Source organism: Weissella confusa, assembly GCF_004766315.1.
Taxonomy (GTDB): Bacteria; Bacillota; Bacilli; order Lactobacillales; family Lactobacillaceae; genus Weissella; species Weissella confusa_A.
On the sequence record NZ_PVSN01000004.1, the window covers coordinates 1 to 17,604 of the forward strand.

Consider the following 17,604-nt stretch of genomic DNA (forward strand, 5'->3'; position numbering starts at 1 on the left):
TTCTCAAAAAACGCCCAATCGAAAAAAACACCCTGAAACCGTGCCAAGGTACTGGCAGTTTCAAGGTGATTTATCGTATTTTACTGATTTAGCTGTGGTTAAAAATTTAGTGCATGAATAATCCGGGGTTAATATGTAATTAATCAGCTGGATGATATTGATTTAATGGTCAATGTCATCCGGCTTTTTTGTGCATCTATCTAAAAAATGACGGCTCGTTAAAAAACGAAACTTGTGAAAGCGTTTTCACTCGAGTAGCGTAATACATGTTGATAGAAAGTTTTTGATTAGGGGGAATTATTGATATGTCGATATTGATTGCGTTGGTACCAGCATTAGCCTGGGGGTCAGTAGGAATTGTGACCACCAAGGCCGGTGGAACAGCTGCTCAAGGCATCATGGGAATGACGATTGGAGCCATCTTGCTCGGCTTCGGTACATTGGCATTTTTCGTTATTCCGAATGCCGGCATGGATTATGCATTTAATTCACGCATTTGGTTGGTAGGATTTATCTCAGGATTGATCTGGGCAGTTGGTCAGGTTGGTCAACTGATTGGCTTTAAGAAGTTAGGGGTGTCGATTGGAAATCCGTTGTCGACATCTGGTCAAATCGTTGGAAATGCCTTGATGGCAGCTGCGGTGCTGGGTGAATGGCACACAGGCCGCATGTGGTTCTTTGGCTTGCTATCAATCGCGTTAGTAACCGGTGGGGCGCTTTTGACGACGGTCCGCGATAAAAATGCGCCGGTTGAAACCAATCCGGAACGTGATTTCAAAGGTGGTGTGACGGCAGTCATCGTCTCTACACTGGCCTTTATGATGTATTTCGTTTTGCCGAATTTGTTGAATAAGTGGGGCTACATTTCAGATGCCATCCATAACCAAAATAACGGGTTGGATTACATGACAGCCATTGTTGCACCATAGTCAATTGGACAAATTCTGGGTGCATGGCTGATTGTGGCCTTCTACTTTAAGGAGACACGTAACATCTTCAAAATTGGCACAGCGCGTCAAATTATCACGGGGTTAGTTTGGGCGCTCGGAAATGTCTTTATGTTCATCTCAACGGGAAATCCAGAAGTGGGGCAAGCAACAGCGACAACCCTTTCTCAGACAGGAATTATTGTTGGGACGTTTGGGGCCATTTTCATTCTTGGTGAACGTAAAACGACCCGCCAGATGGGATATATTTTCTTGGGAACGGTATTAGTAATCGTGGGGGCAATTTTGATTTCGAAGTTGTCAGTATTGTAAGTGTTTTAAATTGGGGGAATTAAAATTATGGCACTTTTGGGAGCTATTGAAGCAGGTGGTACAAAGTTTGTCGTTGCGGTGGCGGATGTTGAAAATCCAGATGTTGTGGTCGCGCGTGAAAGTTTTCCGACGTTGGACGGTGCGGGGACTATTGCTCAGGTGATCGATTTCTTTGATCGTTATGATGACATCGCAGCCATCGGAATTGCAGCATTTGGACCGATTGATATTAATCCGGATAGTCGCACATATGGGTATGTCTTAGATACACCGAAGCGTGGTTGGTCAGGATATGATTTCTTGGGTGCGATGCAGGCATGGCGCGACATCCCGTACTACTGGACGACTGATGTGAATGGTGCCGGCTGGGCTGAGTATGTATCAGGGGCGGCAAAAGACGTGGAAAATGTTGTGTATCTAACGGTCGGGACGGGTGTCGGTGCAGGGATTATTCAGCACGGACAGCTACTGAGTGGTAATTCACACCCTGAAGCTGGGCACATTATGATGCGTAAGCACCCGCAAGACAGTTACGTCGGTCACTGCCCATTTCATGGCGATAACTGCTTGGAAGGGTTGGCAGCCGGTCCGGCCATCGAAGACCGTTGGCAAGAATCAGCAAAGTCATTGCCAGATGATCACTTAGCGTGGGAAATCGAAGCGTACTACTTGGCGCAAGCAGCTGTGACTTACACCGTTATTTTGCGTCCGGATCGCATTGTATTTGGTGGGGGGTGCCACACCGTGAAGTGTTGTTGCCAATGGTGCGCAAGTCATTTGCGGAACAATTGGCGGATTACCTACCAGTTGATGATTTGGATAAGTATTTGGTGACGGTCGGAAACGGCGACAACGCCGGTATTCTAGGTTGCTTCTATTTAGCAAAGCAATTGGTTGAAGCTTAATTAATGAAAAACGCAGTGATTCGCACATTGAATCACTGCGTTTTTTGCGCCCACCACAAATTAGATAACGGAATACGGGTGTCACCGATAATGATGTCTGAGTCGGTATAGCCAGTGACTAACCCGGTGATGATGGGTGGCACCGCACCATCTGTATCTGAATAATTTTCTTGCACGGCCACTTCTTCATGTCGGCCAAAAGCGTCGAATAAAATCGCTGTCATATCGGTTAAGGTCATTTCTGGCATGCGTTTACGATTTTGGCGGGCTAATTCTAAGGCTTCCTTATTTTTAACGTCTTCGGTGTGGTCAGAAAGGTAGTAGCCTTGCCATTTCACCATGCCACGATCTTGATAATCGTGGCTGAAAAAGTAGGCCGCCCGTTCGAACATATCCTGTTCATCATCCATAAGCGTTTCCTCCGTTGTGACCACCAACTAGACCGATACGGTTAAGCATCGTACCGCCGGCAACGCTAGAGCTTTTGAAGACAGCGCCAACGCCAAATTTTTTGCGAATATCATCGATGACGGTATCGATGGTTCGTTGGCGCGTATTAATCACGACCGGGGTAAATAGGTCAATTTGTTCAACGCCTTCAGGTGCTAAACGGCCGGCACTGACGTAAACGTTGCGCACGACTTGTCCCTCGTAATGTTGCCTAAAAATATCGCGGAGTGCATTGGTAATTGGCAAACTGAGATTGGTGGCATCGATCGTTATCTGGCCACCGAAACCGTGTGTTTGGTTTGTTTCGCGATATCCAAAGCCGATGCCAAGGCTAATTTGACTGGCAACCACGTGCTTGGCACGCAAACGACTCGCGACTTGCTCACCAATTTCACGAATCACGACTTCAATTTCGGTCGGATTGTCGTAGTCGCGCGGCAGAACTTGCCCGTTACTAAACGAACTCTCTTTTGGCCGATATTTTTGTTTAATCAAACTACGGTCAATGCCCCAAGCCAGTGCGTAAAGTTCGACGCCTTTAACGCCGAATTTTTCTTTAAGCCGGTAGGGGTTTGCTGCAGCCAAATCACGCATTGAAAAAATACCTAAGCGTCGTAATTTTTTTGCGGTACGTGACCCGATGCTCCAAACGTCATCAAGCTTTTCGATGGGCCATAAAACGTCGGGGATGGTGTCATAATGCCATTCACCAATTAAATCATCAGCATGCTTAGCGGTTAAATCGAGCGCCATCTTAGCCATGGCAGGGTTGTCACCAATGCCGACTGTTAGGTAGATGCCAGTTGCGTCACGGACTTCTTGTTGAATGATCCGCGCAACTTCGTAGTTTGTCAGGGTGCGATGATATTTGGACTCTAAGTAACGCCAGCTATCAGTCAAATCGAGTAATGATTCGTCGATTGAATAGATGTGCAAATCCTCGTCGGCGACAAACTTCCGATAAATGTCATTAATTTGTTTGTTTTTTTGAATATAGTAATTCATACGGGGTTGGACGATTGCCAATCGTGGATCGCGTGGTACGTCACGTTGACGCATAACGTTGGATACCCCAAGGACCTTTTTAGCTTGGGGTGAGGCAGCTAAGACAAGGCCGCCGTTTGTGTTTTCTTGTTGACTCATTACGACCAGGAGTGATTTGAGGGGGTTGAGTCCCAAATCGACACTTTCAACGCTCGCATAAAAGCTTTTTGAGTCGATAACCATTACGTGCCTGGCGGTTTCTTTTTGGTAGACATCGACCATCAGAATGACCTCTATTTGTGTATATTAGGTTTATCCTAACGTTAGGATAAACCTAATATACACCCTTTAGAAAATCTTTGCAAATACGAAAACGCCTGGTATGACGGTGTTTTTAACAAAAAAATAGCACCAACCCGCATGGTTATGCGAGTTGGTGCTATTACTTTTAATGTCTAATGATTAACCAAAGATGTGGTGGGCGATGTTTTCAGCATCACGCAAGTTCTTGTCGTTAACACCTGAACGAGGTGCAAACGTCGTGAACCATGACCAACCTTCAGTAGGGACACCCCATACGTACAAGCCGTCGACTTCGTTATCGTTTTCATCGATAACAACCAACGTTTCCTTGTTCATACGAGTACCACCGACAACATAAGTTGAGCCATCAGCCTTTGTGTATTCTGCAGCGCTCAAAACGCCACGATCACGCAAGTTAGCAACCAATGGGTTAACTGAGTTTGCCAATGAAACAGAGAACAAACGGGCCTCAACTAGGTTATTAACCGCCCATGAGTTACCACGGTTGTCTGTTGCTAGGTAGTGATCGTCTTGGACAGAAACGGCCAAGCCAGGTCCAGCAATCGTCAAAACGCCAGCTTCAATCAAAGCACGCATTTGCTCAACACGTAGGACAGGAGGTCCAACGGAAATCAATGAGTTGAATGGGTTGAACTTTGAAAGGAACTTGGCATACTCGTCAGCTGACAAGTAACCAGCGTCCAAGTAGTGACGGATGATACCACGAACGTCACGCAACATGTCGAAGGCACCTGCATATGGCGCATCGTTGTTACCTTGGTAAGCGTCGTTAATGTCCCAAGTTAGGTAGTTCATCATGAAGTCGCTGTATTCAACTTCAGCAGGTACATCATTAACTGGGTTCAAAATACGCTCCCAATCCATGATGTACTCTTCAGCGACACCAAACTTACGAGCAGTTTCGTTCAAATCGTCACTCTCGGCCAAAGCGTTCATAAACGTTTCAGCGTTAAATGGCCATGTTACACCCAAGTCGTTAATCGTGTTTTGGTAGTGCTTGTACTCCAATTCCTTACGCAACAACGTGAAGAATTCATCGTAAGACACTTGACCATTTGACTTTGCAGCCAAGGCGTCCAAGTTTTCGCTCGTAAAGAACTTTGGTTGGTAACCTTCAGCTTCGACCTTTTGGTTAACACCACGGGCGTGCATAGGCAATCCCTTGCGAGAACCGGCGATCATGTGTGGCTCCTTACCTGATGGCAAGTAGTACAAGACCCCGTTGTTGTCACGAGAGAAGCGTCCGCCACGGCTGATTGTCAACTTAGCGATGTAGTCAAAGAAACTCAATCCCAAACCACGCAAAACAACCTTTTCGCGTGCTGGCACAGCATCCAAGTCGGCCTCTGATGGGTGCGTTGGTGCAACGTACAACAAGTCAGCATTTTCATCTGCTGCGGCAGCGAAAACCTTTTGCTCGTCGTCCAAGTCGTTATCAACGTGACCCAAAGCCATAACGACGTGATCAGCCTTAACTGATGAATTGTCGTCCAAAGTTACCGTGTACTCATCGCCATGCTTCACAACGTCTGAAACAGACTTGCGCTCGTATGACAACGTCACGTTAGCTGGTACGTGGGCACCCAAGTGTTCAAAGAACCATTGTGAGTACACACCGAACAAAGCACGTGAAGTGAAACGGTTAGGGTTAATACGCGTCAACTCGTCCAAGAAGTAAGCTTCGTTTTCGAAGTTGTGCATCTTAACATATTCCTTACCGTAAGTTACAGCCCACTCGTAGAAGTTAGGTCCGTATAGGGCAGTAGATGCATGGTTAGGAACTGATGAATCTGTGAACAACGTCAATTGTTGCGTCACAGTGTTCATCAAAAATGTTGGATCTTGATCTGGATTCCAAACACGACCTCCGATTGGAAATGGGTCGTATAACGTAATGTCTACGGGGTCAGTCGTCTTCTTGGCGTGCGCCATCAAGCGCTCAACCAACGTCAAGTTTCGAGGACCAGCTCCGACCAATGCAATATTCATTAGTTCTCACTCTCTTCCTGCTTAAATGCTGCTAATTCTTCGGGTGAATAGATACCGATATCCTTCACGTAGATGTTACCGGCACGCTTCAAGCCTTCGTTTTGTAGCAACCCTTGCTTTGGGTAGGCAAAGGTTACTGTTGCGGTGGCACGAATGGCAGAGCCAAGGATTTCTCCCGTTGTCGCGTGCAAACCAGAAGGCACATCAACTGAGACAACTGGAATGTTTGCGGCATTTACTCGTTTAATAATATCACCAAATTTGCTTGGAACGGGTTTAGAAAGGCCAATTCCAAACAAAGCGTCGACGATAACAGTGTAATTACGGAAATCACGGACACGATTTTGCGTTTCAATGCCGTATCCGCGAGCAATCTTCAATTGGGTAGCTGTGTTAGCCGTTGCACGGTGTTCATCGCCTAAGATAAGTAGGTCGACGTTGACGCCCTTTTGGGTCAACATACGCGCAATAGCGACACCATCACCACCGTTGTTACCCAAACCGGCGATGACGAGGACGTTAGCCAAGTCGAATGACCCAGCTGCGAGAACATCAATCACAGACATTGCGGCGCGCTCCATCAACACTAATGAGGGCACACCAATTTCTTCGATCGTGTAACGATCGAATCGTTGCATGTCTTGTGCGGTTACTGCTTCAACCATGAAAAGTAACCTCCTTAATTTAATAGGTATAATAGCAAAAACGTCGATTAGGACGTTCACAGTTTATTATATCGCAAGTCACTGCTAAAATGTCTTTAGGAGCGTGTTTAGATTGACACAAAGTAAGTGAAGGAAAGAAGGACTATTCGTAATGAATGAAGGATCAATCCCAGAAAATATGACGCAAGTGGCTGACCGTGTTGCTTTGATGGCAGCGCGTGGCTTCCCAGTTAGTGAAGATGATGTGATCAAGGAAGCGCTAAAGCTAGGTTTCCAAGACATTATCGATGAGCGCATGGAAGGTAATTACTTTACGGTTCGTTGGGATGAAGATTTCCGCGCCCTACAAGTATTCGGTATTGGTAACGCCTATGAAGGCGAAGCAAAGCTGGAAGATGAACAACCTAGCTACATCGAGCAATTTAAGGCAAATGCCATGAATGTTTGGCTTGCACTAGACCGTGCGGCAAGCAAAATCATCGGTCGTTAAACTTAAATTTCTTTTAATGCCAGGCCTTAAAGCTGAATTTAAGACTGGTTGTGTTATATAGTAGGAACAGAAATTATTAATCTCGTACGATTCTCGTACCAATAGAATAAGGGAGTTTTTTATCATGGAAAACATGCGCAAGTATCTTGCCGAGTTCTTCGGAACGTTGATGTTGGTTGCCATGGGAACTGGCGTTGTTGTCTTCGTCGGAACTCAAACTGGTCCATTGCCAGTTGCCTTGGCCTTTGGTTTGGCTGTTGTAGCCGGAGCATACGCCTTTGGTTCAATCTCAGGTGGTCACTTTAACCCAGCCGTTTCATTTGCTGCTGCCATTAACGGTCGCATCTCATGGATGGATTTCTTGGGTTACGTTGTTTCACAAATCATCGGTGCCTTTGCAGGTTCAGCCGTTGTTTTGGGATTCATGAAGGCTTTCGGTGCTCCAGCAGCAACGATTAAGCAAGTTGGATTTGGTCAAACGAACTTTACGTCACCAATTTCATTCTTGTCAGCTTCATTGATCGAAGCATTCTTGACGTTCGTCTTTGTCTTGGTAATCTTGATGGTTACGGCTAAGAAGAACGCAGCTATCTCATCAGTTGCACCATTCGTCATTGGTTTGACTTTGGCTGCTTTGATTATGCTTGGTTTGCAAGCAACTGGTGCTTCATTGAACCCTGCACGTTCATTGGCACCTGCTGCCTTCCTTGCAATCTTCGGTTCATCAGCTGCATTGACTAACATTGGTGCCTACATCGTAGGTCCATTGGTTGGTGCCGCTTTGGCAGCCGTAGTTGCTAAGTTTGGTTTGGGTTCTGAAGAAGACTAATAATCAATCAGTAAAATGCGTATCGTCTATGTGACGATACGCATTTTTGTTTTCAGGACGAAAATAATGCCTTTATTTTGTACACTCGTGACGAAAGAGGCTAAAATAAAATCAACAAATCAAGATTGGTCAAACCAAGGAGGGATTTCATCATGAAGGCAGTACAAATTAAGGCATTTGGGGACGTTGATGTACTTGAGAAAGTTGAAGTCGACACACCTAAGATTTTGAAGAAGCAAGTATTGGTTAAGAATCATGCAACTGCAATTGATCCTTATGACGTGAAGTTTGTGCAAGGATTGATGGGTGAGGCTGATAAGCTACCATTGATTCCTGGCTCAAGTGTCGTTGGTGAAGTGATTGCAGTTGGTGAAGAAGTCACTGACTTCAAGGTTGGTGATCGTGTCGCTGCAACGCGTCACCACCAAACGTATGCCGAAGAAGTTCCGGTTGGTCAATCTGCAGTTGCTAAGGTGCCAGAAGGTGTCGATGATGTTCACGCAGTTGCGGCTGTTGTGGGTGCAGCAACTGGGTACCAAATGATTACGGATGATTTGGATGTGCAACCTGGTCAAAAGGTTTTGATTCAAGGTGGTGCTGGTAGTGTTGGTTCTGTTGCGATTCAAGCAGCTTTGAACCGTGGTGCAGTTGTCTATGCAACGGCAAAGCCAGCTGACTTTGACTATCTAAAGTCATTGGGGGATGTGACGCCAGTTGATTATCACACTGCTTATGAGAATGACTTGTCAGACTTTGATGCAGTGCTGGATACGATCGGTGGGGATGTCGCCATCCAATCTGCGAAGGTTTTGAAGCAAGGCGGTAAGTTGCGTAACTTGACTGGTTTTGATGAAGAAGCCATCAGTAAGTTTGATATTGATGCAGTACACACTTATCAAAACGGAAAGCGTCCAAACTTGGCAGCGTTGTTGGATGATATGGCAGCTGGTAAGATTGTTGTTAAGGTTGGGGATGTTAAGCCATTCTCAGTTGAAGCCTTGCGTGAAGCACACGCAGCTGCTCGCCAAGCCTCATTGGCAGGTAAGACGGTATTTACCTTTTAATTAAAGATTAAAATCAGGCGATTGTTTCATGTGAAACAATCGCCTGTTGTTACAATACGGGTAGAGGGATTTATTATTATGTTATTTACAGAACGTGATTATTACGAAGATGTTGTTGCGATGCTTAATGCGCGTGGTGTTGAGTTGAAGGATATTGCAGAGTTAGTCTTGTTTGGACAACGTGCGATTATTCCTGATTTGACGATGGATGATGCGATTGATTCAGTGCAACACGTTTTGCACAAGACTGAGGTGCAAGATGCGGTCATGACCGGTCTAGCTATCGATGACTTAGCAGAAGCAAAGCAATTGCCACAACCATTGCAAAGCCGTATCGACCGTGACCACGGCACATATGGTATTGATGAACAATTGGTTATGTCAATTTTGGGTGTGTACGGCACGATTTCATGGACGAATTTTGGTTACCTTGATCGCATGAAGCCAGGTATCGTTGGTCGTTTGAACGACGAACAACACCGCGGTGGCCGTGTGAACACGTTTATTGATGATATCGTGTCAGCCATCGCCGCTGCAGCACAAGCGCGTATCGCACACGATTGAAAAAATAGGACGCACAGCCAAATGGTTGTGCGTCCTATTTTGTATAGTCAGAATTACATGATGCCGTTTGCCTTGGCAGCTTCAATCAAATCGAGCTCCTTGGCGCTTTGAACAGGTGTTGGTGTACCGTCAACGTTAATTGACTCAATCCCCTTCTTTTCCAACAACTTCTTCAACTTATTCTTTTGTGACATAATTCCATTACCTCCTGCACATTAATTGCGCGTCAGGTGTTTGGCCCGGCGTGTATGTCTACGTTTATTAGTGTAGCGCTTTATCGCTGATTTGTTAAATCATGTGTTTAAATGATTCGTAAAAATTTGCATGACAATATTTCTTGCGCGGTGTATTTAAAAGGCGTAGCATAGTTTCTCGTAGTTTTGTCTCTCATATAGGGGAGAGATACATAAAATCCGACCGATTGTTTCACATGAAACAATCAGATCGAGAAAACATAGGATCGTAAGGTGGGAAAATGAGTAGAGAAATAAAAGTTGCCTTATTGATGGCAGCTAGTTTATTTATGGATGTCATGGACGGTACAATCGTCACGACGGCGTTGCCAAAAATGGCGCAGAATTTTAATGTGTCTGCTGCCACGATTGGTCTGTTGGTAAGTACATATATGATTGCGGTTGCCGTATTTATTCCATTGAGTGGTTGGATTGCGCAACGTTTAGGAAATAAGCGTATTTGGTTATTGGCTGTGGCATTGTTTACAATCAGTTCTTTGGGTAGTGCCTTGGCACCAAATTTCGCCGTGCTATTAACAATGCGTGTGATTCAAGGAATCGCTGGTGCCATGATGACGCCAACAGCGCGCTTAATTGTGTTGGAAAAGACGCCGGCTAATCAATTGTTGCGTATGATTAGTTATCTAGTGTGGCCATCGTTGGTTGCGCCAGCGTTGGCGCCAGTGATTGGTGGTATGTTCGTCACATACTTCACGTGGCACTGGATTTTCTTGATTAATTTGCCAATCGGTATTATCGCCTTTTTGATCGGGATGCATTTGTTGCCAAAGGATGAGGTTAAGCAAGCGCGTGCCTTTGACGTGCGTGGTTTCATTGAGTTAGCCTTGGCATCAGTTGCTTTGTTGGCTGGAGCAGAAATGGTCGCTCGCACCGGTACGGTTGTTTGGTACGGCTTGATTCTGGTAGTCATCGGTATCTTGTTGGGTGTGAATGTCTTCTTCCACTTGCGTAAGGCTGAGAATCCATTATTCTCAGTTGATGCCATGAAGGTACCGACGTTCCGTGTTTTCCAAACTGGTGGGACAATCTTCCAAGTTACGATTGCTAGTTTGCCATACGTTTTGACAGTATTGCTCCAAACGGTATTTGGCTGGACGGCTGCACGTGCCGGTTGGTATGTGTTGTTTATCTTCGTTGGTAATATTGGTATCAAGCCATTCACGAATCCAATCATTCGCAATTTGGGCTTCCGTGGTGCGTTGGTTGCCTCATTTTCAATGCTAGCTTTAAGTTCATTTGCCTTGGCATTGGTACGTCCAACGTCACCAGCAGTTTGGATTATGTTGTTGGCATTGATTTCTGGTGTCGGCCGTTCGTTGGCGTTTACGTCATATAACGGGTTGCAATTCACTGAAATTGCGCCAGAAGATCGTAATGGCGCCAACACGTTAACGGCGGTTACACAAAGTATGGGACAAGGATTAGGTATTTCATTGATTACTGTGATTATCCACTTGTTCCAAACGCACTTCTCACTACAAGGTGCGTACTCATGGGGCTTCGTTGTTCTGGGTGTATTCGCCATCATCCCAATGTTGGAGATTTTGACGCTGCCTAAGGATGCAGGTTCAGAAGCAATTCAATAGTAAAAACTAGACCAATTGTCAGAAATGGTATACGCCAATTTGACAATTGGTCTATTTTATTCCCTTTTTAATTCGCGCGGTTAATGCACGGTGCTATAGTAATTTACATTGATTAAGAGATTGAAAGAGAGAATTGGTACATGTCAATTATGTTTGCTTTGATTCCTGCGGTTTTGTGGGGTGCGATGGGAATTGTGAACGGCTGGGCTGGTGGTCGTGTCGCAAATCAAATTTTGGGTGGTGCACTTGGATCACTTGTATTTTCAATTGTTGTTGGCGTTTACGCATACATTGAAGCACCAACCAAATCAGTTGTGTTTAGCATGGCGGGATTGACGTACATTCTTTCAGGAATTGCGTGGGCAGCTGGAACTAGTTTCCAACTAGCCGCCTTCAAGAAGATGGGTGTGTCACAAGCGTCAGGTTTGAATACTGCCGGACAAATTGCTGTGAATGCCTTGGTCGGTGCAGCCGTGTTCGGTGAATGGACGGGCGCACACCAATGGACAATTGGTTTGTTGGCCATCGCCTCAGTAATTGTTGGTGTGTTCTTGATTTCAGGTAAGCCATCTAATTTGAACAAAGACGGTGTTCGTCTAACGGCCATCTCAGTCTTTGCCTACATGATTTACTTCATGATTCCTAAGACGGTTGCCATTCTTGATTTGGTTCACGTAAACACAGGTACGTTGCACAACACAATGGCCTTGTCATTGCCAATTGCCATCGGACAAACAATCGGTGCGTTGGTCTTCGGTATCATCATCTTCAACGGTGGTAACTTGAGTTTGCCATTGTTGACGAAGGAAACGGCTAAGAACGGAATCGCTGGTGTGATGTGGGGGACTGGTGAAGTGATGATCCGTCTGGCAGTGTTGAATCCAGCAGTTGGACAAGCCAAGGCATCGACGTTGTCACAAATGGGAATCATTGTTTCAACGATGGGTGCCATCATCATCTTGAAGGAGCGCAAGACGAAGCGCCAAATCATCGGAATTGGAATTGGTGCTATCTTCGTTATGCTAGGTGGCATCTTGGTCACAATGGCCGGTTAATATGTAGGTTTTAATCCATCATTCGTATACTTGCGAATGATGGATTTTTTGTTTAATTCCAAAAACCACAAAAATTAAAAATGTAAACAAAATGAGAAAAGGCTAGACAAACACTACACCTAGATGATAAAGTTCTAACCATACTAAAAACGCCAAAAGGAGGGCAGACCTATGAATAACCGAATTAGCACAGCTATGATCATGACGACGTCCTCTGACTCAACCACCCGTTTGTGGTTGAGTAACTTTGACGTGCAATAATAATTGTATTTCACAAAGCCACTCAACCATGTTGGTACCCTTATACACAGACTGTATAGGCGTATCAGGGGTTGAGTGGCTTTTTTGTATACTTAGGGGCTTTAAGGAAAGATGAGGTAGACATTATGGTAGGCAATGAACGACATTTGAAACGCTCAATGGGTGTTTGGACGGGTATTTCAATCGTTATCGGAACGGTTATTGGATCGGGTATTTTCTTCAAGCAAGGGCAAGTTTTGGAGACCGCTGGTAGCACAACGGGTGCTTTGTGGGCCTGGATTGCTGGTGGTGTGGTAACGTTGGCGGCCGGTTTGACGATTTCTGAAATCGGGGCGCACATCCCGCAAACGGGTGGTATCTATACATACATGGAAAAGTTGTATGGTAAGTTTTGGGGATTCTTGACTGGTTGGACGCAAGTTGTTGTCTATGCACCAGCTATCGTAGCCTCGATCTCAGCTTACTTTGCTTACTTGTTTGCGAACTTCTTTGGTTTGCCAGAGAGCAGTGTTGTCTGGATTGGGTTGGCAGCGTTGGTGTTGGTAACGGCGATGAATTCATCGGATAATCGTATTGCCTCAATGTTCCAAGTCGCAACAACAAGTATCAAGTTGATTCCGATTGCCGTGTTGATGGTGTTCGGTTTGTTCTTCGGTAAGGCTGATGCGTTGGGACAAACGGTTTCACAATTATCATCAACGGCAACTGGTAACTTTGGAATGGCTGTGTTGGCAACGCTGTTTGCGTACGATGGTTGGGCAACGTTGACGAACTTGGGTGGTGAATTGAAGGATCCGCGTCGTAACATTCCACGTTCAATCATTTGGGGTGTCTTGATTGTTATGATTGCCTATGTTGGTGTGTCATACGGGGTTTACCGTGCGATGCCAGCTGATCAAATCGTGAAGTTGGGTAACAATGTCACATTCGAAGTGGCTAAGTCAGCGTTCGGTGAGCTGGGTGGTCGTTTGTTGTCAGTTGGTATCTTGGTATCAATGGCTGGAACATTGAATGGTAAGATGTTGGCATTTCCTCGAATGGTTTATGCTATGTCACATGACGGTGTGTTACCTAAGTTCTTGGGAACGTTGAACAAGGCGCAAGCACCAGTTGGCGCACTTTGGACGACGGCTGTCTTGGCTGGCGCGTTGATGTTCACGTCAAAGGCTGACTGGTTGTCAGACATGGCTGTGTTTGTTATCTGGTTGTTCTACACGGCAACGTTCTTTGGTATTTTCATCTTGCGTGCCCGTAATAAGAAGGCTGGCTTGGAAAAGTATCCGGAAGTGTTTAGCGTACCGCTATTCCCATTCATCCCATTGGTTGCCATCTTGGGAGCGTTGTTCATTTTGGTAAACACGTTGATCTCAAGCTTTACGATGGTGTTGATTTCATTCATCTTCGTGGGTATTGGTGTGCCGGTTTACCTGTACTACAAGAATAAGAAATAATGTGTAAAAAAATAGCGTCGCTACGAAATTTCGTAGCGACGCTATTTTAGTTATTCAGCAATTTGCTTGTGCTTGTTCGTAGCAAAGAAGAAAATTGATAGCAAAATCAAGAATCCAGCACCAATCATAACTGAGATACGCGTCTCAGGATTGATGAACATGAAGACAACGATTAGCAACAAGGCGAAGATGGCAAAGTAATTTGATAGTGGATAAAGCGGCATTTTGAATGGGTGATCCTTTAAAAGTTCTTTATTTGAACGGCGGAATGACAATTCTGACCACAAAATAACGAACCAAGGTACCATACCAGGCAACACACTTGAGCTATAAACAAGCACGAAGATGTTAGCCGTAGACTTGCTGTAGATTGAAAGAACCGTGTTCAAAATCAAACCAAGCAAGATACCACCTGAAATTCCCAAGATTGAAACGTAAGGAACTTGGTGTGAAGACAACTTTTGGAAGATGCCTGACGTTTCCTTGTCACGAGACAACTTGTACAACATACGACTTGAACTGTAGATACCAGAGTTGGCACCTGACATAGCAGCCGTCAAAACAACAAAGTTAATGATTCCAGCGGCACCGGCGATACCAACCTTTGAGAACGTCTCAACGAATGGTGAACCAACGGCAGCCAATTGGTTCCAAGGGTAAATCGTCACGATAACGAAGATAGCCCCAATGTAGAAAATCAAGATACGCCAAACAACTGACTTAACTGACTTAACAATGGCGTTACGTGGATCAGCTGCTTCACCAGCAGTGATACCAAGTACTTCGATTCCTTGATATGAACCAACGATAATTGAAAGTGAGAAGATGAATCCCTTTACACCGCCGGTAAAGAAACCGCCGTGTGACCAAAGGTTTGAAAGGCCAATTGCGTGCCAGTGATTACCTAGACCGAGGAAGATGACCATGACACCGATGACAATCATCAAAATAATCGTCACAACCTTAATCATCGCGAAGTAGAACTCCATCGTACCGTACGCTTTAGCGGAAGCGAGATTGGCCAGCGTCAAAGTTGCGATGACCACCACGCCGGAAATCCAACCGGGTAGGTTAGGCCACCAGTAATTCAAATACGTACTAACGGCAATAACCTCACTAATACCAACCACGATATATTGGAAGACGTTACTCCACTTTGTTAGGTAACCAGCCAAGGGGTGAATGTAATTCGTTGCATAATCGGCAAATGAACCGGTCGTTGGGTTGATGAAAATCATCTCACCCAAGGCACGCATCACAAGGTAAAGAAGCAACCCCACGAAAGCGTATGCTAGCAAAACTGAAGGCCCGGTCCACTTAATGGTAGAAGTTGATCCCATAAAGAGTCCAACTCCAATCGTGCCACCGAGGGCAATCATCTGCATTTGATTTGACGTCAGGGAGCGCTTAAGCTGCACTTCCTCTGGTTTTTTATCTGCCATATTCCTATTCTCCTCTATGTATACAAAAAGACCGTCCAACCGAACGCGCACCGCAATGGGGTGTCGAACTGGTTGGACGGTCTGTTAATATCGTTTGTTAACAGCACATTAAATATCCCAACCAGCAAAAATGGTGGTTGAGGTGGTGGTTGTCATACCAACAAGTTGATTTGCATTAATGAAATCGTTCATCATGATGACGACCGCCCTTTCTGTACTTAATGATTAAAATTTTATCATTATTACTTTTAGTGCGCAAGTTAAAAAGGTGCATAAAATTCCTCAGACGGTTAAACGTTTTTATGAAAAAATATTTAATAAAAAGTCGGAAATATCCGAGAATTAGGCGTTTCTGGTGCCTAATTATGTTGACAGTAAACGGTTTTAAATGTAGAATAATCACATCATTTTTTAATTATTTAGAGTGCAATAATAGTGTTTTAGGTTATTAGTTTTAGTAGTGAAACGAGGAGTTTTTATGGAACAAAAGAGTTTGTTCTCGCGCATGGCGCGAAAGGAAGACCCGCAAAATTACGCTGACAAGGATGGTCATTTGAAGCCAGTCCTTGGCATGCGTGAGATGATTGCCATGGGTGTTGGAACTGTTGTTGGAGCTGGTATCTTTACGATGCCTGGAATCGTGGCCGCTGATTATGCGGGTCCTGCGGTTGTCTTGTCATTCGTAATTGCCGCCATTATCGCTGGTTTGTCAGCGTTGGCATATTCAGAATTTGCTTCTGCAATGCCATTTGCCGGATCAATCTACTCATGGGCAAACGTTATTTACGGTGAGTTCATTGGTTGGTTGTCAGGATGGGCTGTTTTGGCTGAGTACTTGATTGCCTTGGCGCTAATCTCAGCATCATGGTCATCATACTTCCAAGGATTCTTATCAGGATTCGGAATTGCGCTTCCTAAGGCGCTAACGGCATCATTTAACGCAGGTAACGGTACTTGGTTCGACTTGTTCGGTGCTTTGTCATTGTTGGTTGTCGGTCACTTGGTATCACGTGGTGTTAAGGGTGCAGCCAAGATTGAAAACTGGTTGGTTATCGGTAAGATTGCGGTTATCATCTTGTTCATCGTTGTTGGTGCCACGGCAATTCAATTGCAAAACTGGTTGCCATTCGTACCTAAGCACGTGCCTGGTACGAACTTTGGTGGTGTCCACGGTATCTTCATGGGTGCAGCACAAGTCTTCTTCGCTTACATCGGATTTGACACAATCGCTGCTAACTCAGCTGAAGTTAAGGATGCACAACGCACGATGCCACGTGCCATCATCGGTACGTTGTTGATTGCAACGGTTTTGTTCGTTGGTGTTGCTGGCGTCTTGACTGGTATGTACAAGTACACGAAGTACGCAAACAACGCCGAGCCTGCTGCTTGGGCATTACGTGAGTCAGGTCACTTGTTCACGGCTAACTTGCTTTCAGTTGTGGCTTTGGTTGGAATGTTCTCAGGTTTGATTGCCTTGATGATCGGTGGATCACGTTTGGTTTACTCATTCGGTCGAGATGGTTTGATGCCACAAGCATTCGCAAAGTTGGATTCACGTGGGTTGCCATTTAACGCAACGGTTGTTTTGACGGTCTTGGGTGTTATCTTGGACGCTGTCTTCCCAGTTGGTATGTTGGCTAACTTGGTTTCATCTGGTACGTTGATTGCCTTTATCGTTGCTTCAGTTGGTATTTTGAAGTTGCGTAAGCGTGAAGATATTGATCACTCAGGCTACAAGATGCCTTGGTATCCAGTATTGCCAATCATCTCAGCGCTTGCTTCATTGGGATTGTTCTTCTCATTGAACAAGGATGCATTGATTTTGGCGCTTGGATGGGTTGTCATCGGAGCGATTGTTTACGTCTTGTACGGTGCTAAGCACAGTAACAAGGGTTAATATAAGTTAACCCGGATTATTCATGCACTAAATTTTTAACCACAGCTAAATCAGTAAAATACGATAAATCACCTTGAAACTGCCAGTACCTTGGCACGGTTTCAGGGTGTTTTTTTCGATTGGGCGTTTTTTGAG

Annotated in this window: 14 protein-coding genes and 2 pseudogenes; 10 read left to right on the forward strand and 6 right to left on the reverse strand. The window is 45.1% G+C overall.

Annotated elements, in window-relative coordinates; translation table 11 throughout:
• Positions 1–305: 305 nt before the first annotated feature.
• Together C6P11_RS00560 and C6P11_RS00565 are read left to right on the forward strand one after the other, a co-directional pair.
• Positions 306–1,259: pseudogene (locus tag C6P11_RS00560) on the forward strand (GRP family sugar transporter).
• Positions 1,260–1,286: 27 nt separating this feature from the next.
• Positions 1,287–2,164 (forward strand): annotated as a pseudogene (locus tag C6P11_RS00565) (ROK family protein).
• A 32-nt stretch (positions 2,165–2,196) separates the two neighbouring features.
• Here C6P11_RS00565 and C6P11_RS00570 read toward each other — a convergent pair.
• From C6P11_RS00570 to C6P11_RS00585, 4 genes are all read right to left on the reverse strand, one after another.
• Positions 2,197–2,574, reverse strand: coding sequence for a hypothetical protein (locus C6P11_RS00570; protein ID WP_245299707.1), 378 nt, complete (start codon positions 2,572–2,574; stop codon positions 2,197–2,199).
• Positions 2,567–3,880: a Y-family DNA polymerase gene (locus tag C6P11_RS00575; protein WP_135517955.1), complete on the reverse strand. Its 1,314-nt coding sequence runs from the start codon at positions 3,878–3,880 to the stop codon at positions 2,567–2,569. The genes C6P11_RS00570 and C6P11_RS00575 overlap by 8 nt, the downstream gene beginning before the upstream one ends.
• Positions 3,881–4,060: 180 nt before the next feature.
• Complete coding sequence (locus C6P11_RS00580; protein WP_135517956.1) at positions 4,061–5,911, reverse strand: FAD/NAD(P)-binding protein; 1,851 nt, start codon at positions 5,909–5,911, stop codon at positions 4,061–4,063.
• Positions 5,911–6,576, reverse strand: coding sequence for an NAD(P)H-hydrate epimerase (locus C6P11_RS00585; protein ID WP_135517957.1), 666 nt, complete (start codon positions 6,574–6,576; stop codon positions 5,911–5,913). Before C6P11_RS00585 ends, C6P11_RS00580 begins: the two co-directional genes overlap by 1 nt.
• A gap of 151 nt (positions 6,577–6,727) precedes the next feature.
• On the opposite strand from C6P11_RS00585, the gene C6P11_RS00590 reads away from it, so the two are divergent.
• From C6P11_RS00590 to C6P11_RS00605, 4 genes are all read left to right on the forward strand, one after another.
• Entirely contained in the window at positions 6,728–7,066 is a 339-nt protein-coding gene (locus tag C6P11_RS00590; RefSeq protein WP_135517958.1) for a hypothetical protein, read from the forward strand.
• 124 nt (positions 7,067–7,190) lie between these two features.
• Positions 7,191–7,895, forward strand: coding sequence for an MIP/aquaporin family protein (locus C6P11_RS00595; protein WP_210114209.1), 705 nt, complete (start codon positions 7,191–7,193; stop codon positions 7,893–7,895).
• A 152-nt stretch (positions 7,896–8,047) separates the two neighbouring features.
• Complete coding sequence (locus C6P11_RS00600; protein ID WP_135517959.1) at positions 8,048–8,959, forward strand: NADP-dependent oxidoreductase; 912 nt, start codon at positions 8,048–8,050, stop codon at positions 8,957–8,959.
• Positions 8,960–9,037: 78 nt separating this feature from the next.
• On the forward strand, positions 9,038–9,523 hold the full coding sequence (locus C6P11_RS00605) for a phosphatidylglycerophosphatase A family protein (protein ID WP_004560183.1): 486 nt from the start codon (positions 9,038–9,040) through the stop codon (positions 9,521–9,523).
• Positions 9,524–9,576: 53 nt separating this feature from the next.
• Here the strand turns inward: C6P11_RS00605 and C6P11_RS10860 are convergent, their stop codons facing one another.
• Positions 9,577–9,717 carry a hypothetical protein gene (locus tag C6P11_RS10860; RefSeq protein WP_004560182.1) on the reverse strand — a complete coding sequence of 47 codons (141 nt, stop codon included), beginning with the start codon at positions 9,715–9,717 and terminating at the stop codon, positions 9,577–9,579.
• Between the two features lie 281 nt (positions 9,718–9,998).
• Between C6P11_RS10860 and C6P11_RS00610 the strand changes: the two genes are divergently transcribed.
• The 3 genes from C6P11_RS00610 (at position 9,999) to C6P11_RS00620 (ending at position 14,130) form a co-directional block, all read left to right on the forward strand.
• Entirely contained in the window at positions 9,999–11,363 is a 1,365-nt protein-coding gene (locus tag C6P11_RS00610; protein ID WP_135517960.1) for an MFS transporter, read from the forward strand.
• A 140-nt stretch (positions 11,364–11,503) separates the two neighbouring features.
• Entirely contained in the window at positions 11,504–12,418 is a 915-nt protein-coding gene (locus C6P11_RS00615) for a GRP family sugar transporter (RefSeq protein ID WP_135517961.1), read from the forward strand.
• A 386-nt stretch (positions 12,419–12,804) separates the two neighbouring features.
• A complete protein-coding gene (locus tag C6P11_RS00620; protein ID WP_135517962.1) occupies positions 12,805–14,130 on the forward strand; it encodes an APC family permease in 1,326 nt (441 codons plus the stop codon).
• 50 nt (positions 14,131–14,180) lie between these two features.
• Here the strand turns inward: C6P11_RS00620 and C6P11_RS00625 are convergent, their stop codons facing one another.
• On the reverse strand, positions 14,181–15,572 hold the full coding sequence (locus tag C6P11_RS00625; RefSeq protein WP_135517963.1) for an amino acid permease: 1,392 nt from the start codon (positions 15,570–15,572) through the stop codon (positions 14,181–14,183).
• 478 nt (positions 15,573–16,050) lie between these two features.
• Here C6P11_RS00625 and C6P11_RS00630 point away from each other — a divergent pair, with 478 nt between their 5' ends.
• Positions 16,051–17,469, forward strand: a complete 1,419-nt coding sequence (locus tag C6P11_RS00630) for an APC family permease (protein ID WP_135517964.1) — start codon at positions 16,051–16,053, stop codon at positions 17,467–17,469.
• The last annotated feature ends 135 nt before the right edge of the window (positions 17,470–17,604 follow it).